This window comes from Rhizobium azibense, assembly GCF_004342325.1.
Classification (GTDB): Bacteria; Pseudomonadota; Alphaproteobacteria; order Rhizobiales; family Rhizobiaceae; genus Rhizobium; species Rhizobium etli_B.
This window is the reverse complement of the sequence record NZ_SMBJ01000001.1, coordinates 201449-224814: the sequence shown is the minus strand read 5'-3', so window position 1 is coordinate 224814 and position 23366 is coordinate 201449. Positions and strand designations below refer to the sequence as shown.

Sequence of the window (23366 nt, the reverse complement as noted above, 5' to 3'; positions counted from 1 at the left end):
CCGTTCTCGATCGGGTGCTCATAATCGCAGTTTCTGAGGCCAATGTCACGCCACAGCAGCATCCTCAATAGGGATTGGGGCGGTCGACGGCGAGCGGATGCAAAGCTGAAACGCGCAGACGTCCAGGAAACGCGAGGCAAAAATTCACAGCCTGAAACAGTGTTAAGACTCACGCATCCAACCGTGCCCCATCAACCCAGGCCGGTTATATGAAACTGATTTTTTGATATAAAACAAAATCCTTGAAATAAAAAATTTCCGAGTCTAGCTTGCGGAAAAATCAGATTCAATAACGAGGAACATCCATGCGGGCAAAAGCCACCCTAAACCGGGAATTCACGATTTCGGCCGTCGACAAGCGGGTCTATGGCTCCTTCCTCGAGCACATGGGCCGCGCAGTTTACACCGGCATCTACGAACCGGGCCATGCCAAGGCGGACAAGGACGGCTTTCGAACCGATGTTCTTGATATGGTACGCGACCTGGATATGCCGATCGTGCGTTATCCGGGCGGCAATTTCGTCTCGGCCTATCATTGGGAAGACGGTATCGGCCCGCGGGACCAGCGTCCGACCCGGCTTGATCTTGCGTGGCGCACACGTGAAACCAACCAGATGGGCATCAATGAATTCGCCGACTGGTCGAAGCTTGCCAACACCGAGATGATGCTTGCCATGAATCTCGGCTCGCGCGGGCTGAACGATGCCCGCAACTTCCTCGAATACTGCAATCATCCGGGCGGAACCTACTGGAGCGACCTTCGCGCCAGCCACGGCTACAAGGATCCGCACAATGTCCGCATCTGGTGCCTCGGAAACGAGATGGACGGCCCCTGGCAGGTCGGCCACAAGAGCGCTGCCGAATATGGCCACCTCGCCAACGAAGTCAGCAAGGCCTTCAAATACTTCGACAAGACCTTGGAAACGGTTGTCTGCGGCTCGTCCAACGACAAGATGAAGAGTTATCCCGAATGGGAGGCGACGGTTCTCGAAGCCAGCTATGACAGCGTCGACTACATCTCGTTGCACAAGTACTTCGGCAACGAAGAAAACGACACGCTGAACTATTATGCCAAGGCGATCGAGCTCGATCGCTATATCGTCACCATCGGCGGCGTCATCGACTACATCAAGGCGAAGAAGCGGTCGAAGCGCGACGTGAAGATCTGCTTCGATGAATGGAACGTCTGGTACCACGACCGCAAGGAAGACGGCGAGCGTATCGCGAGCTGGGACTGGCCGGAAGCGCCGCCGCTCCTCGAAGAGCTCTATAATCTCGAGGATGCGATCTTCGTCGCTTCGCTGATCAATGTCTTCATCCGCCGCTCCGACCGGGTCAAGATCGCCTGCATGGCGCAGCTCGTCAATGTGATTGCGCCCATCCTCACCAAGGCCGGCGGTCCGGCATGGCGCCAGTCGATCTATTATCCGCTGCAATTTGCCTCGAAATACGGTCGCGGCACGGCGCTGACGGTGTCGTCATTCGGCCCGACTTACGACTGCGAGGTCGCCCAGGACGTGCCCTATCTCGATCTGTCGGCGGTGCTGCACGACGACGGCAGGACGATAGCGCTCTTTGCAATCAACCGCAGCCTTGACGAGGCGTTGGACTTCAGCGTCGACCTGCAGGGCTTCAAGGGTCTCAAGATCATGCAGCATCACGTCATGACCGGCGAGGATCTGAAAGCCAGGAACTCGGTCGAGAACCAGGAGCGCATCGTCCCAAAGCCGGGCGCGGGTCTTTCCATCACCGACGAGGGTGCGCTCATCGGGGCCCTGCCGGCAAAATCCTATCATTTCATACTGCTGTCTGTCGCCTCGGCGTGAACTGATTGCCATTGGGGCGGCGGAGGAGCCGCCCCGTTGAAAACGACAATCGGGAGGGTGCATGTCTGGTATCAAGCTGACGAATGTCAGCAAGTCGTTCGGTTCGTTCAAGGTCATTCATGGCGTCGATATCGAGATCGAACAGGGCGAGTTCGCCGTCTTTGTCGGTCCCTCGGGCTGCGGAAAGTCGACGCTGCTCAGAATGATTGCGGGGCTGGAGGAGACGAGCGGCGGGCAAATCCGCATCGAGAACGACGACGTGACGCACAGGGAAGCCTCCAAGCGCGGCGTGGCGATGGTCTTCCAGTCCTATGCGCTTTATCCACATCTGTCCGTTTTCGAAAACATGGCGTTCAGCCTGTCGATCGCCCGTCGGCCGAAAGCGGAGATCCAGCAGAAGGTCAAGGCGGCCGCCGACATTCTGCGTCTGGGAGACTATCTGGACCACAAGCCAAGCCAGCTTTCCGGCGGCCAGCGCCAGCGCGTGGCGATCGGCCGGGCAATCGTGCGCGAGCCGCGCGTCTTCCTGTTTGATGAGCCGCTGTCGAACCTCGACGCCGAACTGCGCGTAAAGATGCGCATGGAGATCGCCCGGCTGCACCGGCAGATCGGCGCGACCATGGTTTATGTCACGCATGATCAGGTGGAGGCGATGACGCTTGCCGACAAGATCGTCGTGCTCAAAGGAGGCGTCGTCCAGCAGGTCGGTGCGCCGCTCAAGCTCTATCGCGATCCGCAAAACATGTTTGTCGCAGGCTTCATCGGCTCGCCGGGAATGAACTTTCTGAAGGCAAAAGTCGTAAATGCGGGGTCAGGTTCTTTGCGGGTCGAGCTTGAAGACGCGCCCGGCCAGCCATTCGATCTGCCGGTGCGAAGGGGTGCTGCTGCCGGCGCATCCGTCCATGTCGGTGTCCGTCCGGAGCATATCGGGCTTGGGGCAAGTGAAGGCACTGTGACGCTTCCGGCCGTGGCCGAGTTCACCGAGGAGCTCGGAGGCACCGGCTATCTGCACATTCTGACTGTAAGTGGCGCGGAAATGACGGTCGAGTGCCGCGACAGCCGCCCGCAGCCCAAGGAAAAGATCAATCTTTCTCTGAGGGTGCCTGAAATGCTGGCCTTCGACAGCGAAGGCAGGAGGCTCAGCTGATGCCTGGAGTTTGGGCGTCTAGCCCGGATTTCGGAAGTGAATGCAGGATGAGGATGCCGGCCCAGGAGGGGGCTTGCAGCCAGGACCGTTCCCGAGGGGATTGTCACAACCCATGAATTTATCGAGGAGGAACCGACGTGAAAAAGCTATTGAAACTGGCCGTTTCGGCGGCAATCGCATTGCTGCCCCCGGCCGCGGCATTCGCACAGACCGATATTACCTGGTGGGATTTCTTAAGCGGTGGTGACGGTATCCGCATGAAGGCGCTCATCAAGGAGTTCAACGATACCCACCCGGACATCAAGATCAACGCGACGACGCTCGAATGGGGCGTTCCCTTCTATACCAAGGTTCAGACATCGGCTGCCGTCGGCCAGCAGCCCGACATCATGACCTATCATATGTCGCGTTATCCGCTCGCCGTTCCGACCGGAATCTTGCGGCCGTTTTCCGATGAAGAGCTCGCTTCCGCCGGAATCAAGAAGGAAAATTACGTCGATGCGGCCTGGAAGCAGGCGACTTTTGACAACAAGGTCTATGGCATTCCCTTCGACGTTCATTCGATCGTCCTTTACTACAACAAGACGATTTTGAAAGAGGCCGGGCTTCTGGGCGACGACGGTCTGCCCAAGGGTCTCGACGGGCTCGACAATTTCAACGCCGCGCTCGAGAAGATCAAGGCGACCGGCAAGGTCGAGTATCCGTTGTCGCTGCACACTGACGAAGGCGGCTCGATGTGGCGCGTTTTTTATACTCTGCTTTCACAGCAGGGCGCCAAGTTCATCGATGCAGACGAGATCCTGCCCGGCGATGCCGGCGCCAAGGCGCTGCAGACCATGGCAAACTGGGTCACGACCGGCTATTCGCCCAAGCTGATTTCGTATGAAGCCTCGATTGCGCTTTTCACCTCCGGCAAGGCCGCCATGCATATCAACGGCGTCTGGGAAGTGCCGACCATGGTCGACCTGCAGAAGAACGGCAATCTCGGTTTCGAATGGGGTGCCATCGAAATCCCGAACCTGATGGGCAAACAGGCGACGTGGGCGGACTCGCACTCCTTCGCGATCCCCAATAGCGATGCCAAACCGATCGCTCCGGAGAAGGTGAAGATCGTCCTCGAGATCATCAACTGGATGAACGAGCACAGCATCTCCTGGGCGAGCGCCGGTCACATTCCGGCCTACAAGCCCGTGACCGACAGCAAGGAATTCACGGAAATGCAGCCGAATGCGACCTATGCGAAGCTCGCAGATACGGCAGTCTTCGATCCGGTCTCCAAACTCGCAGGCGTTGCAGGTCCCATCTACGAAGCGACGCAGAACTTCGTGGTTCCGGCCTTGAACGGGCAGCTCGAGCCGGAAGACGCGATCGAGCAGATGCGCGAAGAGCTGAAGAGCCAGATGTGAGAATTCGCCGGCCGGAGCGACCTTCGGCCGGCACCTCGCTTGAAGGAGATGCTTAGTGTTCAGCAGTGAAAGACGAGGCAAGACGCTGACGGCGATCATCATGATTGCGCCGTTTGTGACCGCCTATCTGGTCGTGTTTGCCTACCCGGTCTACAAGATGTTTGCCCTGAGCTTCACCGACGCGCCGCTGATCGGCGTGGGGCAATGGGTGGGTTTCGGCAACTATGTAAAGCTCTTCGGCCAGAAGCTCTTCTATACCTCGGTATGGAACACCGGCTATTTCGTCTTGTTGACCGTCATCCCGAACACGCTGATCGGCCTTGGTCTGGCGCTGATGGTCGTGCGGCTGAAGGGTTGGCTGCAGAGCCTGATACTCGTGCTTTTCTTCATCCCCTATATCCTGCCGGTGTCTGTCGTGACCCAGATATGGCAATGGGTACTCGACCAGCAGTTCGGCATTGCGCAATACATGATCGAATTCTTCACCGGCAAGCGCATCAGTGTTTTCCGTGATCCCGTCTGGGCCATGCCGATGGTGGCCCTCGTTACGGTCTGGTGGACGAACGGCTTCAACCTTTTGCTCTTCATCGCCGGGCTGCGCAATATTCCGCAGGATTATTATGAGGCTGCGATGCTCGACGGCGCGACGCGCCTCCAGTGCTTCCGCCGCATCACCTGGCCGCTGATCTGGCCGGTCACGGCGCTCGTTCTCACGCTCCAGCTCATCCTGCAGCTGAAGATTTTCGACCAGGTCTACCTGATGACCGAAGGCGGACCGTTCAACTCGACCTATGTGCTGCTGCAGCTCGTTTACCGCGAGGCCTTCCGCCTCAATCATGGTGGTGTCGGCTCGGCGGTCGCCGTCATGCTCTTCCTGATTATCGTCGTCGTTTCCGTGCTGCAATACCAGCTTCTGCGCGTAAGGGAGCGCTGACACATGCCCGGCAAGTCTATCGGCAACGTGCTTTTCCTCATCCTGACCCTCCTGATCGCCTGCATGTGGGCATTCCCGATTTATTGGGCGGTCGTCACATCGGTCAAACCGGAGCAGGAGGTGGTATCGAAAACGACCTTCATCCCGGACGTCTTCAACTTCTCGGCCTATTACTTTGCACTTTTCAATACCAATCTCGCCACCTGGTACATGAATTCGATCGTGACCTCGGTCACCGTGACGATCGTCGTGATCGTGATCAGCGTGATGTGCGCCTATGCGCTGTCGCAGATCATCTTTCCAGGCCGCAAACTGCTCTATGGCATCATCCTAGCGAGCTTCATGGTGCCGTCGCAGGCTCTTGTGGTATCGCAGTTCGTCCTCATGCACCGACTCGGCCTGATCAATACCTGGGGCGGCATCATCCTGCCGCAATTGATCGTTCCGGTGGTCGTCATAGTCTACAAGCAGTTCTTCGATTCCGTTCCAAAGGAACTGCGCGAAGCGGCAAAGCTCGACGGTTGCGGGGAATTCCAGATCCTCTTCAGGCTCTATCTGCCGCTGAACTGGGGAATTACCACGGCACTTGCGATCATCACCTACATCATGGCCTGGAATGCCTTCCTATGGCCCTTCCTTGTCACTAGTTCGGAGGACATGATGACGGTCACCGTCGGTATTACCCAGATCAGTGATGCCTTCGGGGTCAAATACGCACGTGACATGGCCGTCGCGATTCTCGCCGCCATGCCCGTCGCAGTTGCCTATCTGCTCTTCCAGAAACGCGTAACGCAGGCGCTGATGCTGTCTTCCGGCATCAAGGGGTAGGCAATGAAGAACACCTTTCGGGCCGAGGTGAGAAGGCCCAGCCGGTCCGCGACAGCTCCTCCCGACGCGCGGGCCGGCACTTATAGAAAAGGCGGCGACACCGGCAACGCCCGCATGTTATCAGCGAAGTAGAGCCGAGAAAGACTGGAGAACCGGTAGTAGAGCATGGAGACTAAGCTTCTAACCGTCGATCCGATGAAGGATGCCGAAGTCGTCCACGCCCTCGGTTCAGCGACGCGTATCGAGATCCTCAACCTGCTGCGCCAGAAGGGCCCCTTGAATGTGAACGACATCGCCGCACACATGGGCTTGCCGCAATCGACGGCGGCGACCAACTTGAAGGCGCTGGAACAGGCGGGGCTGATCCAGACGCAGACGATGAAGGCGACGAAGGGTAATCAGAAGGTCTGCTCCTGCATCTACGATGAAATTCTGATCCGCTTCGACGCCAGCGGCACAAAGTCTTCTGAAGATGTCGTTACCGTCAGCATGCCGATCGGGCTTTTCACAGAGTTCGAAGTGGAGGCGCCCTGCGGGCTCTGCTCGGTCAACAATGTCATCGGAATGCTCGACGTGCAGGAAGTCTTCCTTGACCCGCAACGCATGCAGGCCGCGCTTTTGTGGTTCACCCGCGGCTATGTGGAGTACAAATTTCCGAACAATGCCAAGGTCACGGGCCGAAAGATCCGCAAGGTCGAGTTTTCGGCGGAGCTCAGCTCCGAGACGCCGGCGACCAACGCCAACTGGCCATCCGACATCTCGATCTGGGTGAATGGCATCAAGGCCGGCCACTGGACGTCCCCGGGCGATTTCGGCGACCGGCGCGGCATGTACTCGCCCGCCTGGTGGAAACTCAGCGGCTCGCAGTACGGCAAGCTCAAGACGTGGACGATCGACGACAAGGGAACCTGGATTGATGGCGCGATGGTCTCGACACAGACGATCGGCTCGCTCGGCATTGCCGATCATCATTCCATTCGCTTTCGCATCGGCATTGACGAAAAGGCCGACAATCCGGGCGGCATGAACATTTTTGGCAAGGGCTTCGGGGATTTCGACCAGGACCTGGTGATGTCGATCTATTTCTAAGCAAACCGCGGAAACGGAAGGAGCTCGCCTCCTGTCATGTCGGCGAGCCCCATGAATGTCATCGACTTGGTCGAGTTCGGTGACAGTAAGAAAACGCTGCTTTCGACCAAAAGTTCCCGCCCGGCTCTGGAACCTGAGACAATCCAGCCGACGCTTATACTTTCGCTCCCGCCCGTGCGTGCGAGAAGTTGAAATACGGTGTCCCCAGTTTTCCTTGGGGCATAACTCAGGCGGTGGGGACAATGCGGATGAAGATTTCAACACGAAGTGATATTCAGCGAAAGCTGCGGCCTACCTGAAGTCGGCAATTGTTGGAGAACGGCCGGAATGGTTGGTTCCTTCTCTTTCTCTGTTGCGACGACAGCCTGTCCTGGTGTGAAGAGAATGGGCAAGGCGTAGAGACTGCATGAGCAGATGTCTGAGAAGATCGGCGATCGTACACGCACACCTCAAGCGACTGGAAAATCACGAGCCGGTCAGATTAATGCCATTTCCCTTCAGAAATTGCAGTGGCGCGCAGGTCAGTCGATGCGCTAAGGAAGTGATTCAACGGGAGTTTTTGCCCTTGATGAAATCGAGCCTCGATCATCTGCCGGAGAAGAAGCAGCGCGAACTGGCGCGTGTTGTCGAGATCATTCACGAAGAATTCGAGAACGCGTTGAAGGGTGCGGAGGCGGAGTTCAAGAAGAAGGGCCGTATCTGGAAGATCATCCTCTTTGGATCTTACGCCCGCGGAACCTGGGTTGATGAACCACACACTGCCAAGGGCTACCGCTCGGACTACGACATTCTGATCATCGTCAGCACGAAGAAGCTGGCCGATCCCGAATATTGGTATGCCGCCAAGGACCGGCTGATACGCGACCGCGGCATCAAGACACCCGTTACGCCGATCATCCATTCGCGACGTGAGGTAGGGGACGCTTTGCATCAGGGCCGTTACTTCTTCTCCGATATAAGGCGCGACGGCATTGTTCTTTATGAAGCAGATGGTAAAGACCTTCCCGCAGCCAAAGTCCCAAGCCGAGAATTGATTTACGAGGCTGCAAAGTCGTATTACGACCATCGGCTGGCCGACGCACGAGTTTTTCTGAAGACGTCCAAGTTTTGCCGTGCCGAAGGCGATTTTAGGCAGGCGGCATTTCTCCTTCACCAATCACTTGAGCAGGCATACTCCGGGCTTCTCTTGGTCTTTTCGAATTACAGTCCAGCCTCCCACAGTCTTGGTCTCCTTCGAAATCTTGCGGAACAGCAACGGCAGGATCTCGCCGAGGTGTGGCCACGAGACCGGCATCGCTATGTGGCTTGGTTCAATACCCTCAATGAGGCCTACGTGAAGGCGCGCTACTCGCCGTACTACATAATAAGCGAGGAGGCGCTGTCCTGGCTTATTGCTCGTTCTGAGAGGCTCATTGATGCTGTTGACGCCGCATGTACCGACTACATCTCCCAGCTGGCAATACCAATTGAGAGATCGAGCCGATCTTAGGTGCTGCGGCGAACCTCACCTTCCGATAGCGATACTTATCGCAGGTGAGGGAACCGCGCAAAAATCCGCAGTCGTGACAGAAGCAATGGGCGATATCGCTTTAGTTAATGCCGTGCTTACCATAATTTCAATATGTTACGATCTTGCGAAATTGCTCACCGAGAGCCTGTTGTGGGTAACCGGGGCAGATTTCGTGGCACTGCCGCTTGTAGACGAGACGGTCGAGCAGCGCATTCGTGAAAGCTTCAATCGACAGGGGTTGATGCGGCATCTTGGAGCAGAGTTGCACCAGATCCATCGGGGGGTTGTGGTCATCCGTATGCCGTTCGCTTCGCAACTGACCCAGCAGCACGGCTATTTTCATGCGGGTGGCCTGTCGGCGATCGCCGATTCCGCCGGAGGTTATGCTCGGTTCACCCTGTTCCCTGAAGATACGGAGGTTCTAACCGTCGAGTTCAAGCTGAACCTTCTGAATCCCGCTGAGGGCGAATTCGTCGATGCGGTCGGTCGTGTCGTCAAGAGTGGCCGGACACTGACGATCTGCCAGCTTGAGGTGTTCTCTTCATCGGGCGGAGAGCGCCTTCAGGTCGCCCTCGGGCAGCAGACATTCATCTGCCTGCGGGCAACAGTCGAAAATCTTGATCTGAATGCGCTCCAGACCGGGAGACGGCCCGAAGCTCGCCATTCGGCTGCCACAGCCATGCTTGCGTGCTTGCGCACTAAGCTGAACTTTTGCACCGCGGTTGTTCGGGCTTCAATCTCGGTTTGAAGTTGCCCCAACGTGACCACGTGTCGCCTATGAAGCTCGTGCAAAATGCTAACGCATGACCAGGGCAACTTATGTCCACAAACTTTCGGGCGTAAGGATATCAAACGGAACGATACGTTGTTCGATAGAATGCGCGTCGCGACGATCGATTAGGCGAAGCATGACGTCGACAAGCTCGGTCGGCATCTTGTCGAGAGGATGGCATAGCGACGCTGTAATTAACCCCTCACTCAGCCCCTTGCGAGTTTCAGGTCCAACGTCACTGCAGACAATGCGAATCTTTTTCTGCCGTTCCGGTGCCAGTTCACGCATGGCTCGCAGGACGCCCGATATACCTCCCCCGTTGACGAAAATTCCCTTTATATCTGGTTCCTGTTGGATCAGGCGTCGTACGATTTCATAGGCGTTTTCCGGCACCTCGTATGTGAGAAGCGTTTCGCTGATCTGAAAATCTGGGGCGTTTTCACGCATGTAAGACCGAAAGCTGGCATCGGCGATATCCTGGCATTGATAACGGTTGCTACCAACCAAAGGAAATACTCTTCCGGGCTCATCAGCCGTTTGGCTGATAAACCAGGCGGCGGTTCTTCCTCGCTTCCAGTTGTCAGTACCAACAAATCCGGCACGACTAGCGGCGGACAAGTCGGTTACGTACGCTACTACCGGAACGCCATTCCCACGCAATTCATCAATCGCTTGGCTGACCAATGGGTGATCTGCCGTAATCACTGCCACGGCATCTGCTGTTTTGCCTATTTCCAGCAGGTTCATAGAGACAGCTTCCGGCGACAAATCGTCTTCGAATATCACCTCCGGTTCGATCACCGCGTCGGTCCGCCTATGGGCCGCTGCCTTAAGCCCCTCAGCCCATAACTGGTAAAGTGGTCTGTGCGACTGCTGCATGAGGAAGCTGAACCGTCGTTGCGGCAGATTGTCTTGCTTGCGCTGGCGCAAGGCACCGAGCCCGTAAAATCCAATCTTATCCGCAGCCTGCAGGATTCGGTCGACCGTATCTGCCCGGACTGTGCCTGTCCCGTGCAGAAGCCGGTTGACCGTGGACAAGCTGACCCCAGCCGTATTCGCCAGATCAGATATCGTGGGCCTATTCATCAAACGTCCTCCCTATATCATTTGTGAATGAAACGTTTTGAAACGAAATATGCTTCAATGCGCCAGACCAATTTCATTTTGGCATTCTACGCGCTACAGATCAACACGCATTCAGTCCTTGTGGACGATGAAACGGGAGGAGAAGTTATGAAGGGAATTAAGCGTCTTTGCGCAGCTTTGCTTGCGACCACTATCGTTGCGTTCACTGTGCCTTCGGCGATGGCTGCCAATATCGCTGTGGTGGGTGGCAAGAATGACGACGCATTTTGGAATCTCATCAAAAAGGGCATCGATGATGCGCGGCTGGTCGTTGAGGCTAACGGCGGCAAGGTGAACTACCTACGCCTCCAGACCTATGACAATTTCGCGCCCGACGTCGTCCAACTCATACAGACGGCCATCAGCCAGAAGGTCGATGGCCTGGTCATTCCGAACTGGGTTCCCGAAGGTGAGGACCCTGCAATCAAGGAAGCAGTCGCTGCCGGCATCAAGGTCATCCTGATGAACGCCGGCGGAATTGATAAGGCCAGGGAGCTCGGTGCTATCAACTATGTCGGTTCCGACGAATATCTCGCGGGCGTCGCAGGTGGCGAGTACTTCTTCAAGAACGGCAAGAAGAATGTGCTTTGCGTGAATACCGTCCCGGGCGCCGCCAATCTGGAGGCGCGCTGCAAGGGCGTCATCGACGGAATTACAAAGGCAGGTGGTACGGCGAAGCAGTTGCCCTTGCCCGCAACCAGCTTCGGCGATGCCACCGCCGTTGCCGAGGCCATCAAAGCGACGCTCCTCCAGGACGCGACGATTGACGGCCTCATCACGATCTCTGCGGGGGATGCGGACTCGGCTGCAATTGGCATTCAGCAAGCCGGAAAGACCGAGACCACACTTCTCGGCACATTCGACCTCAACCAATCCGGCCTTGATCGCATCAACGCCGGAACGCAGGGTTTCGCTATCGACCAACAGCCATACCTGCAATCGCTGCTGGCGGTGACACTTCTCGCTTCCGCAATTGACTTCGGAACGGATCTTCCAACGTCTCCGGTGCTCACTGGCCCCGACATCGTCGACAAGTTAAATATCGAGGCAACCTTGACAGGTGTCTCGAAGGGCGCGCGCTGACCGCAAATCAATGTCTCGAGTCGATCTGCTGCGGTGGCGGCGGATCGACGGTGCATTAGCCTTGCGAACGCTGATTGGCGACAGACCAACTCGCCTGCGGCCAACTTTGGGAGGAACTACATGAAAAACCTGTCCCTGGGCGATCTTATCAGACGCCCTGAATCCGGCGCCATTCTTGGCCTCGCTTTCGTGCTCATCTTCTTCGTCGTGTTCGGAAGCATCGAGTTCCTCAAACCGGCAGGTGCGGCTAGCTGGCTCAACGTTGCTGCAAATCTTGGTATCATAGCAATTCCTGTCGGGTTGCTGATGATTTCCGGCGAACTCGACATTTCCATCGGCGCGATGATCCCGGCGGGCGCACTCACGGTCGCAATCATCACCGGTCACTATCACATGCCCATCTGGGTGGGCATTCTAGGCGCCCTGAGCCTGGGTCTGGTGGTCGGCTTGATCAACGGTTTTCTGGTCATCCGGACCGCAGTGCCGTCGCTCATAGTGACGTTGGGAACCTTATTCGCGGTGCAGGGGGTGATCCTGGGCTTTTCTGTTCTGCTCACCGGGACGACAAGCGTGGCGCTTAGTCCGGCTGAGTCCGGCGTTATCGCAAAGTCGCTGTTCGGTTCCTTTGTAGGCGGCAGCTTCCAGGTAACGATTTTCTGGTGGCTCGCGCTGACAGCGCTCTACATCTTCTATGTCCACTTTTCGCCTTTTGGAAACTGGATCTTCGCCATGGGCGGCGACCGTGTCAGCGCAAGAAACGCCGGTATTCCGACCGACAGGCTCACCGTGACACTGTTTGTGCTGTCGTCGGTAAGCGCAGCCTTCGTCGGCATGTGTCAGGCCATCCTCTTCAACGTCGCGCAGGTCTCCGCCGGAATGACCTTTATTTTCAACTCCATCATCGCGGTTGTGGTCGGCGGAGTTCTGCTGACGGGAGGCTTTGGCTCAATCGTCGGTATTTTTCTCGGGACGGTCACCTTCGCGATCGTCAACCAGGGGATCTACTTCACGACGTTTGATCGCAACTGGTCGAGTTTGATCATCGGCGCCATGCTGTTGCTGGCCGTGTTGATGAATAACACGTTCCGCATCATGGCCCTGACCTACTCGCCGAAGAAGAAGTGAGGCCAGCTATGATCACTCCAATTCTCGAACTTAGAAACGTCAACAAGTCTTTCGGACCGATCGACGTTCTCAATGACATCTCGCTCAAGGTTGATGCAGGCGAAGTCCTTTGCCTCCTTGGCGATAACGGCGCTGGAAAATCCACCCTCATCAAGACGCTGGCGGGCGTCTACAAGCCCAATACCGGCGAGGTGCTGATGGATGGAAAGCCTGTAGACTTCCAGGGACCGCGCGATGCACAACAGATGGGTATCTCGACTGTGCACCAGTTCGGCGGGACCTTTCCCTTGATGAGCATCGGTCGCTCGTTCTTCATCGGAGTAGAGCCGACGAAGGGTTTCTGGCCCTTCAAGGTCTATGATCGAAAGAAAGCCAATGAAATCGCGGTAAAGGCTGTTCAGGAATTCGGCATTACCCGGATCGATGACGGCGACCGGTTGATCGGTGGCCTTTCTGGAGGCGAACGTCAATCGCTGGCAATCGCTCGCGCGGTCCATTTCGGCGCCCGTGTGCTCATCCTTGACGAACCGACTGCGGCGCTCGGTGTCAAGCAGGCATCCCACGTCCTTCGCATCGTCCTTGAAGCAAAGAAGCGCGGCATAGCTGTCATCTTCATCACGCACCAGGTGACGCATGCAATGGCTGTTGGCGACCATTTCGCTGTCCTCATCCGCGGGGCAGTCGCTGCCAATTTCCGAAAGGGTGAAAAGACCCGCGAAGAAATCACCGATCTCATGGCAGGTGGCGAGGCGTTGGCGAACCTGGGCGCTGAAGTCGAAAGCTACATGGCGGCGCATGAGGGGCACCCGCCCCCAGTGACGCCCAACTGATTGAACAGGAAAATAGATTCATGAAAATCGCCATCGACCCGTTTATGCATCGCCATCTCAGCCTTGAGGCTCTTCCGGCCAAGATGAAGGAGCTAGGCTTTGACTGGATCGAGCTCTCGCCCCGCGCGGACTTCCTTGAATGGTTCAAAGCGCCACGCGTTTTTCCGGAGCGTATCAAGACCTTCAAGAAGGCGCTGAAGGACGCTGATGTCGGCATCGCCTCCATCCTGCCCATGTATCGTTGGGCCTCAAACGACGAGACCGAGCGCAAGGCGGCGGTCAAGCACTGGAAGCGCGCCATCGAAGTTGCGGTCGAGATGGAAGTCGACACGATGAACTCGGAATTCGGCCGAGGCCCGCATCCCGATAAGGGCTCGTGCTACTGCTGCCATACCGGTTCGATGATCGAGGCATGCGAAGATTCCTGGTGGCGCTCGATGGAAGAGCTGGTGCCGATCTTCGAACGGGAAGGTATTCAGCTCAATATCGAGCCGCATCCGGAAGACTGGTGCGAGACGCTGCAGCCAGCCCTCGACATCATCCGCACGGTCAATTCGAAGAACGTCAAGTTCCTCTACTGCGCCCCGCACACCTTCTATTTCGGGGACGACACCAAGGCTATGCTGCGCGAAGCCAAGGATGTTCTCGCGCATGTTCATGTTGGTGATACCTTCAATCACAAGGCAAGTTCGGGACTTCGCTATATTCTCAATCCGCCCGGTACCCAGGCGCGTGTGCACCAGCACCTCAATATCGGGCAGGGCGAGGTTCCGTGGGAGGATTTCTTCGGCACGCTGGCCGAAATCGGCTTCGACGGCATCGTGACTTCCTGCGTCTTCGCGTGGGAGGACAAGGCCGATGAATCCGGGCGGTTCATGTGCTCCGAAATCAGCAGATACATCGACAAGTATCAGAAGTGAGGCCCGTGATGCGGCCTCAATAGGCCGCCAAAGGGCGGGCTTCTCGAAATGAATGTTTGCGCAGCCGGCGGGCGTTGTCCGCCGATCGGCGGAGCTATGCCAAACACCAAAGCCGGCGCCATGCCGGGGGAGCAACTGAAATGATCAATGGTGAAAGACTTATCTCGCGCCCGCTTCGTTGGGGCATGGTCGGCGGCGGCCGGACCGGGCAAGTGGGCTACAAGCACCGCAGCGGCGCACTGCGTGACGGCACCTATCGTTTGGTGGCCGGCGCATTCGACCTCGACGCCGCTCGAGGCCGTGACTTTGGCGTCAATCTCGGCGTCGAGGCGGACCGTTGCTACGATGACTACAAGGAGCTGATTGCCAAGGAGACGGCGCGCGAAGACGGCGTCGAGGTCGTTTCGATCGCAACGCCGAATTTCACCCATTTCGAAATCACCAAGGCCTGCCTGGAAGCCGGTCTGCACGTGATCTGCGAAAAGCCTTTGTTCTTCACGGTTGCGGAATGCGACGAAGTGGCGAGGCTGGCCGATGAAAAGGGCCTCATCGTCGGGGTCACCTATGGTTTCACGGGTCATCCGCTAGTCCATCAGATGGCGGCGATGGTCAAGAAGGGCATGCTGGGCGACATTCGCATTGTCGATATGCAGTACACCCACGGCTTCAATTCCGGTGACGACGTGGGCGCCGGCGAAGCGCTGAAATGGCGCACCAATCCGAAGACAGCAGGCCCGACCTTCGTCCTCGGTGATATCGGCACGCACCTCTACTACCTCTCCGAAGTGGTGTTGCCCGATCTGAAAATCGAAAAATTGCTGTGCGACCGCAAGGCTTTCATTCCGACCCGCGCACCGCTCGAAGACCACGCGACCGTCCTCATGCATTATGACAATGGCGCTCGTGGCCGTCTGTGGGTGTCTTCCGTCAACGCCGGCAACATGGGCTCGCAGCGTTATCGCTTCGTCGGCTCGAAGGCGTCTATCGAATGGTCGGACGCCCATCCTGACCAGCTGGTCTATGAAGTCCAGGGCGAGCCGAACCGTATCCTCCATCATGGCATGCCCTATCTCGAAGACGAGAGCCTGGCCGTCGACCGGATGGGCGCATTGCATACTGAAGGGCTCGGCGACAGCTGGGCGAACATCTATCTTTGGATCGCCCAGGCCATCGACGCGAAGAGGCGGGGAGACGAAGCTTTCCTGAAAACCCATCACTATCCGGGCATCAAGGCGGGCACGGAAGGTGTGCGCTGGTTGGAGAACTGCGTCCGTTCCGCGGACGCTGGCTCCTCCTGGGTTGATTTCAAGTAGCCAACACAGGGGACGCGCTGGAAATCCTCTCTCCATCTCCCAAGCGCGCGTCCCCGAAACCTCTAACAGGAACGATTGACATGAAACTATCGATCTGCACCGACGTGATGGGCGACCTGTCCTTTACCGATATGCTCGACAAATGCGTCAAGCTCGGCGTCGAAGGCATTGAAATGACCGGTGGCGGCTGGTCGCGCGCGCCGCATTTCCGCGCTGACGAGCTTCTTGCCAACAAGGGGATCCTGAAAACCAAACTCAAGGAAATCGAAGCGCGCGGTCTGGAGATCGCGGCCCTCAATTGCTCGGCAAATCCGCTCGATCCGGGTGACATGGGCAAGCGCCATCGCAAGGAGATGGAACAAACGATTTGCCTCGCCGGTGAGATCGGCATCAAGACGATCGTCACGATGTCGGGGCTGCCGGAGGCGGCACCCGGCGATATGGTGCCGAACTGGCTCGTCTACACCAAGAGCTGGCCGGACGAGATGCCGGAGCGCGATCGCTACCAGTGGGAGGACCGCGTGTTTCCGCTTTGGTACGACCTCGTGAAGCTGGCCAAGGAAGTGGGCGTCGAAAAATACGCGCTTGAAAATTTCTCGGCGATGCTCGTCTGGAATCCCGAAACGCTGTTCCGTCTGCGAAACGAGGTCGGCCCGAGCGTCGGCATGAATCTTGACCCCAGCCATTTGTTCTGGAAGGGCGCCGATCCGATCGCCTCGGCGCGCGCACTTGGAAGCGCCATCCATCATTGCCATGGCAAGGACACCCGTATCGAGCGCGGGCTCGCGGACGTCAACGGCCTCCTGGAACTCAAAGATGTGACCGACGTCTCCAACCGCACGTGGAACTACGTCGCCGTCGGCGCTGGACATGACCTGCAATGGTGGAAGGAGTTCTTCTCCGTTGTCCGCATGGTCGGCTACAACGGCTGGGTCAGCCTCGAAATGGAAGACTTCACCATGTCGACCGACGCCGGCATCCAGTCATCCATCGATGCACTGCAGGCGACGATCAGCCGATGACCGAGCCGTACAAGTTCATCGTGACGATTGAGCTTGTACCCGGGACGCGGGACGAAATTCTCGCCCGCGCCCCGTAGGTGCCGTCAGCGACGAGGGCCGAGGATGGTTGCTTTTCGTTTGACTGCTTCACCTGCACAGACGATCCGAACCGGTTGGTTTTTATCGAGTGCTGGAGAGATGAGCAGGCCTATGCGGAACACCTCCTGCGAGACCATACGCAACGCTTTCTCGAGTTTTACGAACCACTCCACCGGTCCTTTACCTTAGAAACAATCACGGCAGACACCTGATGCGCAGTCCCATCACCATAACAACCGCGCCCTGCTGCTGGGGCGTCGATGATGTGAATAATCCGCACCTTCCTGCCTGGGAAAAAGTGCTCGATGAAGCACAGGCGGCCGGTTTCGGCGGGTTGGAACTTGGGCCTTATGGTTACCTCCCGCTGGATCTGGGGCTGGTTTCCAGAGCGCTCGACCAGCGTGATCTGAAGATCGTCGCCGGTACGATCTTCGACGACCTCGTTTCCCCAGCGAAGCGCGAGAGCCTTCTGCGTCAGACCGATGAAATCTGCGCGCTGATCACCCAACTACCGAAGCCCGAAACCCATCCCGGCCAACGCTATGCGGCGCCTTACCTGACCGTGATGGATTGGGGCCATGACGTGCGCGACTATGCAGCCGGCCATTCTGATCGTGCACCCCGTCTCGATGAAGGCGCGTGGCAAGGCATGATCGACAATATCCGCGCCATCGCGGCGCTGGCGCGCGACAAATATGGCGTGCGTGCAACCATCCATCCCCATGCGGGTGGATATATTGAATTCGCCGATGAGTTGCGGCGAGTCGTAGACGATATTCCTGCCGATCTCGCAGGGCTGTGCCTTGACACCGGCCATATGGCCTATTCCGGCATGGATCCTGTTGCCACGCTCAGGCAATACTGGGATCGCGTTGACTATATTCATTTCAAGGATATCGACGCCAAGGTCTACGGGCAGGTTATGGAAGCGCGCATTCGCTTCTTCGACGCTTGCGCCAAGGGCGTCATGTGCCCGATCGGTCGCGGGTCGATCGACTATCAGTCCGTCCGCGCGCTTCTGACCGAACTCGGCTACGGCGGCTACATCACCATCGAACAAGAGCGGGATCCGCGCAACACAGGCAGCATTCTCGAAGATCTGGCGGCCAGCCGGGCCTTCCTGGCGCGCGTCGGATTCTGAGTAAGGAGATCTGAAATGAAACCACTCGACGTCATTACCATCGGTCGGGCATCAGTCGACCTCTACGGTCTGCAGGTAGGTGGACGCCGGGTGCGTTGCAGATCCTCTGGCAGTCCGCCAAGGGTGGGTACCATATGGAGTATGGTTACTCCTGCATGGGCTACGAAGTGGCCGGTGCCATGGGTATAATATTGGCTGCTCCACACAAGGAGGTCGTCTGCTTCGTCGGTGATGGCTCGTACATGATGGCGAATTCGGAACTGGCGACGGCGGTCATGCGCCGGATCCCGTTTACAGTCGTTTTGACGGACAATCGCGGCTATGGCTGCATCAATCGCTTGCAAATCGAGTGCGGCGGCGCCGAGTTCAACAACATGTACAAGGACAGCAATATCGAGGAAATGCCCGAGCTGGACTTCGTCGGTCATGCCCGCTCGATGGGTGCCTATGCGGAAAAGGCAGCCCACATTGCTGAACTTGAGCGGAAGATCGTCGAAGGGCGTTCCCGTACTAAGCCGACGGTCATCGTGATCGACACCGATGCCGTTCCAGGCACAGGGGCGGGCGGTCACTGGTGGGATGTTGCCGTGCCCCAAGCCGGCGGCCCGGAACGGCTGGAACAGGCGCGTGAGCATTATAACCAGAATGCGCGCGACCAGCGCACTTTCAACTGAGGAGAATCGACATGGTTGATCTTCTCCGCAAACCGTTCGGAAGTCATGGCAAGGTCCATGAGATCACTCCCCAATCCGCCGGTTGGCGCTTTGTCGGCTTCTCACTCTATCGGCTGCGGCAAGGCGAGAAAGCCGGAGAGGCAACTGGCGACCGCGAAGTCATACTCGTAGTGGTCGAGGGCAAGGCCAAGGTTCAGGCCGCCGGGCAGGACTGGGGTCTTCTCGGCGACCGGATGAACGTTTTCGAGAAGACCGCGCCTCATCGCCTCTATGTGCCGAATGGCAGCAACTGGGAAATAATGGCGGAAACCGACTGCCTGGTTGCTGTTTGCTCGGCGCCTGGAAAGGGTGGACATGCGGCGCGGCGCATCGGCCCCGACGGCATCTCGCTGACATCGCGCGGCAAAGGCACGAATACGCGGCACATCAACAACATCGCAATGGAGAATGAGGACTATTGCGACAGTCTTCTTGTAACCGAGGTCTTCACCCCCGATCGTTAGGCGAGTGACGAAATTCGCCTGGGGAATCGCGCGCCCGATCTGGTCCGACACTTCCGCCGCAGCTTCGGCCGCTTCGCCAGCGGCTTTTATTTCGTCCTGGTTTGGCTGGATCGGCGTTTGGGGTCATTTCGGCGCTCGAATGGCCGAGCACGATTGCTTCTGCACCGACGTCGTTGACTTTGCCGCCCTGACGGACATCTCGTCAAATTGACGTATGTGCTACTGAGTAGCAAATTAGGTTCAAAGGAGTTAAACCGATGAGTGTCAAATCGTCGATCTCGCTGACCGACCAGCAGGATGCGTTTGCCCGTTCGCTGGTGGAGAGCGGCCGGTATTCCAGCATGAGTTCCGTTCTTCAGCAGGGCCTAGAACTGCTTCGCCAAAAGACGGAAACCGAGACCGTCGAAACGGCAGCGCTTCGCGAATTGGTTCAGCGGCGATTGAATGGACCTATGATTACTGCGACGGAAATGGAAAGCCGCGTCTCGGCAATGATTGAGCGGAAGCGACGGGTTGTTCGTGTGGACTGTTGAATATTCTGAGGATGCCGAACGCGATTTCGAGTTGATCTTCGATCATCTGTTCGACGCCTATGTCGAACTCGGGGACTCGTCTGACGAGGCGGTGGAGCGTACCGCTGAACGGATCCACAAACTGCGTGTCGAAATCGATCGTCTCGTCGATACGCCTTATATCGGGACTCTGCGGCCCGATATTCATCCCGGGATCCGGTTTCTTCGGCGGGACAAGGCAGCTATTTGGTTTCTACCGGTAGAGATAGCCGCAAAATCATTGTCGCGGCAATTTTCTACGGCGCGCAGGACCACATCAGAAATATGCTCGCACGTATGCTGGCGGGATAAGGTCCCTACAGCCCTGTAGCTTTTACTCCCCGATTTCAATTGAAGCGCTAAGCTGAACACCCAGCCCGCAATTTTGACCGCTTGGGGAGTAGGCCCTTAAAGCCCAGACACTTGGTGAGATTGCTGCGGAAGCGGCCGCGCCGCCGCTGACGTTTGCGCGTCAACTCAGCCGAAGCGTGCCCCTGCTGTGTTTGAACGTAGCGCTCCTCGACATCGGCCGACGAGGGCAAGGCCAGCGCGCCGCAAATGGCCGGTCAAGTTGCGTTTCCGTTCAGTCGGGCTTGAAGCCGATCACCATCGAGTCCGGCCCCAGCAACGGCTCAACGCGTGTGGAAACGAAACCGGCATCGCGCATCCAGGCCTGGCAATCGGCGCCGGTGTAGTCGAAACCTCCGCGAGTCTCGATCAGCATGTTCAGGCTCATCAGCAGGCCGAAGGCGTTGCTGCGGCGCTCGTCGTCGATGACGGCGTCGTAGACGATCAGCGCCCCGTCTTTCGGCAACGCGGCGAATGCTTTTTCCAGCAGCATCCTCTTCTCGGCAAGATCCCAGTCGTGCAGGATATGCCCATCACGATCACATCCGCATTCGGCATCGGGCCGTCGAAGAAGTTGCCGCTTTGGAAGCGGATGCGGTGAGCGAGGCCCTGCAGGGCGACGAACTCGTCGAATATCGGCTGCACGGCGGGCAGGTCGAAGCCGATGGCCTGGAGATGCGAATGGGCTCGCGCGATCACCACCGGCACCATGCCCTGCGCCGCGCCCACATCGGCGAAGGTCGTGTATTTCGACCAGTCGAACCTGGCGGCGATCGCCTGCGCCGCACCGGCGCTGATCCCGCTCATCGCCTCGAGGAACCCGCGCAGCCGTGCCGGCTCCGCATAGATCGCGGTGAAGAAGTCATCGCTGTGGTTGGCTTCGTTCTGGGGCTCTCCCGTGTGCAGGGCTTCGGTAAGCGAGCCCCAGAAACCGTAGAGCCGGGCATTGGCCATTTCGAGGATACCACCGATATAGGACGGCTTCGCCTTGTCGAGGAAGAGGTCCGTATCAGGGGCATTGCGATAGCGGCCGTCCTCGCGTTCGAGCAGCTTCAGGGCCACAAGGGTGTCAAGGAAGTCGCGGGCCGAGCGGGGATGCAGTTTCAGCCTGGCCTGCAGGTCAGGCAGGTCGGCCGGGCCGGCTGCGAGCTCGGTGAAGACGCCGAGCTCGACCGCGCTGAGCATGGCCTTGGAGGCCCAGAACCCCATGCCGAGCCGCATGATGTTGTCCGGCGTCGTTGCACCCATCGCTCGTCTCCTCATGGATCGTGTCGTCGAACGGCATCTGGGATTGGTGCGGAAACCGAAGCGGTCCGGCGGCGCTGCGAAGCTGAGGACGTCCCGTCTCGTCGAGGCACCCTGCAAGGGAAAATAGAGGGTTTTGCGATGGGTGCAATTAATCATGAATCACTAGGTAAGAGCCCAACCGAAAATTGAGTTGAAAGATTTCAGGTGACAGTTGGAATTGCCCGAGCAGTGTCGTGCTGACCTCGGTCCCCGCCTGGAAGCGGCTTGCGCCGGGTTTCGGTGGTGCGGGGCAGTAACGTCGTGATCGTCACCTCGACGCGATACCGGCTGAGCAGATTGTAAGCCTGGCGGGTGGACAGGCGCGCACCTCGGCCGCCGCTCGAGCAGCCGTTGAGGTCTGATTGTGCAATCGCTTTGGCAAAGTAGAAGTTTCACTGAAACCGTTAGCGGAAAATAAGACCGCATCTACCGGCTAAAGCTAACGGTCATATGACATTTCGCGGTTGAAACGGCAAACTAAAACTCACATCGAGCGATTCTGGGCGCGCACAGCGGACGCACAACGTCCAGACCTTTCATGCACGCATCAGACCAATCCGTTCTACGGTCTGGGCTCGTCTCTGCACTTTGATGATGAGCGGTTGAGATGTCACCCAAAACTGGTTATCTGCCGATCGGTCCAGTTCGCAACCAGTAAGGTCATGGCCGTATGGCTCCAAATTTCCTTGTTACGCATTCCGGCGGCTTTCATGCCGACGAAGTGTTGTCCAGCGTCATTCTCACGCGGCTTTTCCCTGACGCGCGGCTGGTTCGCAGCAGAGCGACGGAGTGGATTACACCCGGCGCCGATCGCATCGTCTACGATGTCGGCGGCGCCTATGATGCGGCCGCCGGGATTTTCGATCATCACCAGCGCGGCGCACCGCAGCGCGACGATAGTCAGCCCTTCAGCTCGTTCGGTTTGATCTGGAAACATTTCGGGCGCGACTACCTGACGGCCCTCTCTGTCCCGATGCCATTCACTGAGGCCGTGTATGCTGCTTTCGATGCCAGCTTCGTCTTGCCCATCGACCTGATCGACAATGGCGCGCTCAGCCCCGATAGGGCCGGCTCGCTCGCCGAATTAACGCTGCCGTCTTTGCTCGAAACATTGAAACCCGTCTTCGACGATGCGGATCCCGAGGCGACCGATCGGTCATTCCATGCTGCGATCGCAATCGCCCGCAATCTCGTCGAGGCCAAGATTGCTGGGATCCATGCGAAACTGCGCGCCGAAGGCTTGGTGCTGCAGGCGATCGCGTCAGCAGGGGAGGGCCAGGTTCTCGAACTGCCGATGGGCATGCCGTTTCGCCCGGCGATCGTCAAGGCGGGCGCCGATCATCTCCTGTTCGTGGTCCATCCGCGCGAGGCCGATTGGTGTGTGACCGGGATTCGCCGAGCGGAGGCGGGGTTCGAACTGCGTGCCGACCTTCCGGCCGCCTGGGCTGGGTTGAGCGGTCGCGAGCTGGAAGTGGCCGCTGGAATTGAGGGCGCGATTTTCTGTCACAACGGCCGCTTTATTGCGGCTGCGAGAACGCGAAAGGCCGCGCTCACTCTGGCCAGGTTGGCGGTGGAGGACGCGGAGAAAAGAGCCGGTTGAGTATCGGATCGAGGTCGAGCTTGTCCGCCGAAGCGGCGGGCAAGCTCGGCTGAAACACTGGAGACACCGGTAGGTGGGCGCGCAGCTCGGCCAATCGCCCGTTCCGGCCTATGCCGCGTCCCAGACCTGGTTCAGCATTTCAGCGGCCAGCGCCGCCTTGTCCTGTGGCAGGAACCGGCCATACCCGAAAGGAAGTGATCTGATGAATGCTCTAGGGCTCGGAGAATAGTGGCCGCGGCACCCTTGCGGCGACC

Annotated in this window: 21 protein-coding genes and 5 pseudogenes; 21 read left to right on the top strand and 5 right to left on the bottom strand. The window is 58.0% G+C overall.

The genetic code is table 11. The features are described from left to right. The first annotated feature begins 305 nt into the window (after positions 1-305). The 8 genes from arfA to EV130_RS01070 all read left to right on the top strand — a co-directional run bounded on the left by arfA (position 306) and on the right by EV130_RS01070 (position 9488). Entirely contained in the window at positions 306-1826 is a 1521-nt protein-coding gene (arfA, locus tag EV130_RS01105) for an arabinosylfuranosidase ArfA (RefSeq protein WP_074065496.1), read from the top strand. A 61-nt stretch (positions 1827-1887) separates the two neighbouring features. Beyond that, positions 1888-2973, top strand: coding sequence for an ABC transporter ATP-binding protein (locus EV130_RS01100; protein WP_074065495.1), 1086 nt, complete (start codon positions 1888-1890; stop codon positions 2971-2973). A 137-nt stretch (positions 2974-3110) separates the two neighbouring features. Continuing rightward, on the top strand, positions 3111-4379 hold the full coding sequence (locus EV130_RS01095; RefSeq protein ID WP_074065494.1) for an ABC transporter substrate-binding protein: 1269 nt from the start codon (positions 3111-3113) through the stop codon (positions 4377-4379). Between the two features lie 100 nt (positions 4380-4479). Then, a complete protein-coding gene (locus EV130_RS01090; protein WP_074065763.1) occupies positions 4480-5313 on the top strand; it encodes a carbohydrate ABC transporter permease in 834 nt (277 codons plus the stop codon). Between the two features lie 3 nt (positions 5314-5316). After that, complete coding sequence (locus EV130_RS01085; RefSeq protein ID WP_074065493.1) at positions 5317-6141, top strand: carbohydrate ABC transporter permease; 825 nt, start codon at positions 5317-5319, stop codon at positions 6139-6141. Between the two features lie 165 nt (positions 6142-6306). After that, entirely contained in the window at positions 6307-7230 is a 924-nt protein-coding gene (locus tag EV130_RS01080) for an ArsR/SmtB family transcription factor (protein ID WP_074065492.1), read from the top strand. A gap of 568 nt (positions 7231-7798) precedes the next feature. Then, positions 7799-8719: a nucleotidyltransferase and HEPN domain-containing protein gene (locus EV130_RS01075; RefSeq protein ID WP_074065491.1), complete on the top strand. Its 921-nt coding sequence runs from the start codon at positions 7799-7801 to the stop codon at positions 8717-8719. Between the two features lie 85 nt (positions 8720-8804). Beyond that, the gene (locus EV130_RS01070; RefSeq protein WP_207900842.1) at positions 8805-9488 is read left to right on the top strand and encodes a PaaI family thioesterase; all 684 of its coding nucleotides are present in this window, start codon (positions 8805-8807) and stop codon (positions 9486-9488) included. Between the two features lie 69 nt (positions 9489-9557). Here the strand turns inward: EV130_RS01070 and EV130_RS01065 are convergent, their stop codons facing one another. After that, positions 9558-10598, bottom strand: a complete 1041-nt coding sequence (locus EV130_RS01065) for a LacI family DNA-binding transcriptional regulator (protein ID WP_074065490.1) — start codon at positions 10596-10598, stop codon at positions 9558-9560. A 147-nt stretch (positions 10599-10745) separates the two neighbouring features. Between EV130_RS01065 and EV130_RS01060 the strand changes: the two genes are divergently transcribed. The 10 genes and pseudogenes from EV130_RS01060 to EV130_RS01015 form a co-directional block, all read left to right on the top strand. Then, complete coding sequence (locus EV130_RS01060) at positions 10746-11720, top strand: substrate-binding domain-containing protein (RefSeq protein ID WP_074065762.1); 975 nt, start codon at positions 10746-10748, stop codon at positions 11718-11720. A gap of 120 nt (positions 11721-11840) precedes the next feature. Continuing rightward, entirely contained in the window at positions 11841-12845 is a 1005-nt protein-coding gene (locus EV130_RS01055; protein WP_074065489.1) for an ABC transporter permease, read from the top strand. 8 nt (positions 12846-12853) lie between these two features. Further along, a complete protein-coding gene (locus EV130_RS01050; RefSeq protein WP_132658972.1) occupies positions 12854-13675 on the top strand; it encodes an ATP-binding cassette domain-containing protein in 822 nt (273 codons plus the stop codon). Between the two features lie 20 nt (positions 13676-13695). Then, positions 13696-14595: a sugar phosphate isomerase/epimerase family protein gene (locus EV130_RS01045; protein WP_074065487.1), complete on the top strand. Its 900-nt coding sequence runs from the start codon at positions 13696-13698 to the stop codon at positions 14593-14595. 140 nt (positions 14596-14735) lie between these two features. Then, on the top strand, positions 14736-15908 hold the full coding sequence (locus EV130_RS01040; RefSeq protein WP_074065486.1) for a Gfo/Idh/MocA family protein: 1173 nt from the start codon (positions 14736-14738) through the stop codon (positions 15906-15908). 80 nt (positions 15909-15988) lie between these two features. Then, positions 15989-16930: a sugar phosphate isomerase/epimerase family protein gene (locus tag EV130_RS01035; protein ID WP_132658970.1), complete on the top strand. Its 942-nt coding sequence runs from the start codon at positions 15989-15991 to the stop codon at positions 16928-16930. 77 nt (positions 16931-17007) lie between these two features. Beyond that, a complete protein-coding gene (locus EV130_RS34170; RefSeq protein WP_074065484.1) occupies positions 17008-17220 on the top strand; it encodes a putative quinol monooxygenase in 213 nt (70 codons plus the stop codon). Then, a complete protein-coding gene (locus tag EV130_RS01025) occupies positions 17220-18149 on the top strand; it encodes a sugar phosphate isomerase/epimerase family protein (protein WP_074065483.1) in 930 nt (309 codons plus the stop codon). Before EV130_RS34170 ends, EV130_RS01025 begins: the two co-directional genes overlap by 1 nt. 86 nt (positions 18150-18235) lie before the next feature. Beyond that, positions 18236-18823 (top strand): annotated as a pseudogene (locus EV130_RS01020) (thiamine pyrophosphate-dependent enzyme); the annotation flags it as partial. An 11-nt stretch (positions 18824-18834) separates the two neighbouring features. Beyond that, positions 18835-19317, top strand: a pseudogene (locus EV130_RS01015) (5-deoxy-glucuronate isomerase); the annotation flags it as partial. On the opposite strand, the pseudogene EV130_RS33065 reads toward EV130_RS01015, so the two are convergent. After that, positions 19318-19443: pseudogene (locus tag EV130_RS33065) on the bottom strand (ParA family protein); the annotation flags it as partial. Between the two features lie 140 nt (positions 19444-19583). Here EV130_RS33065 and EV130_RS01005 point away from each other — a divergent pair. Together EV130_RS01005 and EV130_RS01000 are read left to right on the top strand one after the other, a co-directional pair. Further along, on the top strand, positions 19584-19859 hold the full coding sequence (locus EV130_RS01005) for a type II toxin-antitoxin system ParD family antitoxin (protein WP_074065482.1): 276 nt from the start codon (positions 19584-19586) through the stop codon (positions 19857-19859). Next, positions 19840-20189 (top strand): annotated as a pseudogene (locus tag EV130_RS01000) (type II toxin-antitoxin system RelE/ParE family toxin). Before EV130_RS01005 ends, EV130_RS01000 begins: the two are co-directional and overlap by 20 nt. A 47-nt stretch (positions 20190-20236) precedes the next feature. Here EV130_RS01000 and EV130_RS33060 read toward each other — a convergent pair. The 3 genes and pseudogenes from EV130_RS33060 to EV130_RS00990 form a co-directional block, all read right to left on the bottom strand. Continuing rightward, positions 20237-20441, bottom strand: a pseudogene (locus tag EV130_RS33060) (hypothetical protein); the annotation flags it as partial. 19 nt (positions 20442-20460) lie between these two features. Further along, positions 20461-20718 (bottom strand): methyltransferase, encoded by a 258-nt coding sequence (locus EV130_RS33950; RefSeq protein WP_342635769.1) that lies wholly within the window; start codon positions 20716-20718, stop codon positions 20461-20463. After that, positions 20670-21473, bottom strand: coding sequence for a methyltransferase (locus tag EV130_RS00990; protein WP_342635768.1), 804 nt, complete (start codon positions 21471-21473; stop codon positions 20670-20672). Before EV130_RS00990 ends, EV130_RS33950 begins: the two co-directional genes overlap by 49 nt. 709 nt (positions 21474-22182) lie before the next feature. Here EV130_RS00990 and EV130_RS00985 point away from each other — a divergent pair. Beyond that, positions 22183-23112, top strand: coding sequence for an MYG1 family protein (locus EV130_RS00985; protein WP_132658968.1), 930 nt, complete (start codon positions 22183-22185; stop codon positions 23110-23112). Positions 23113-23366 lie beyond the last annotated feature (254 nt).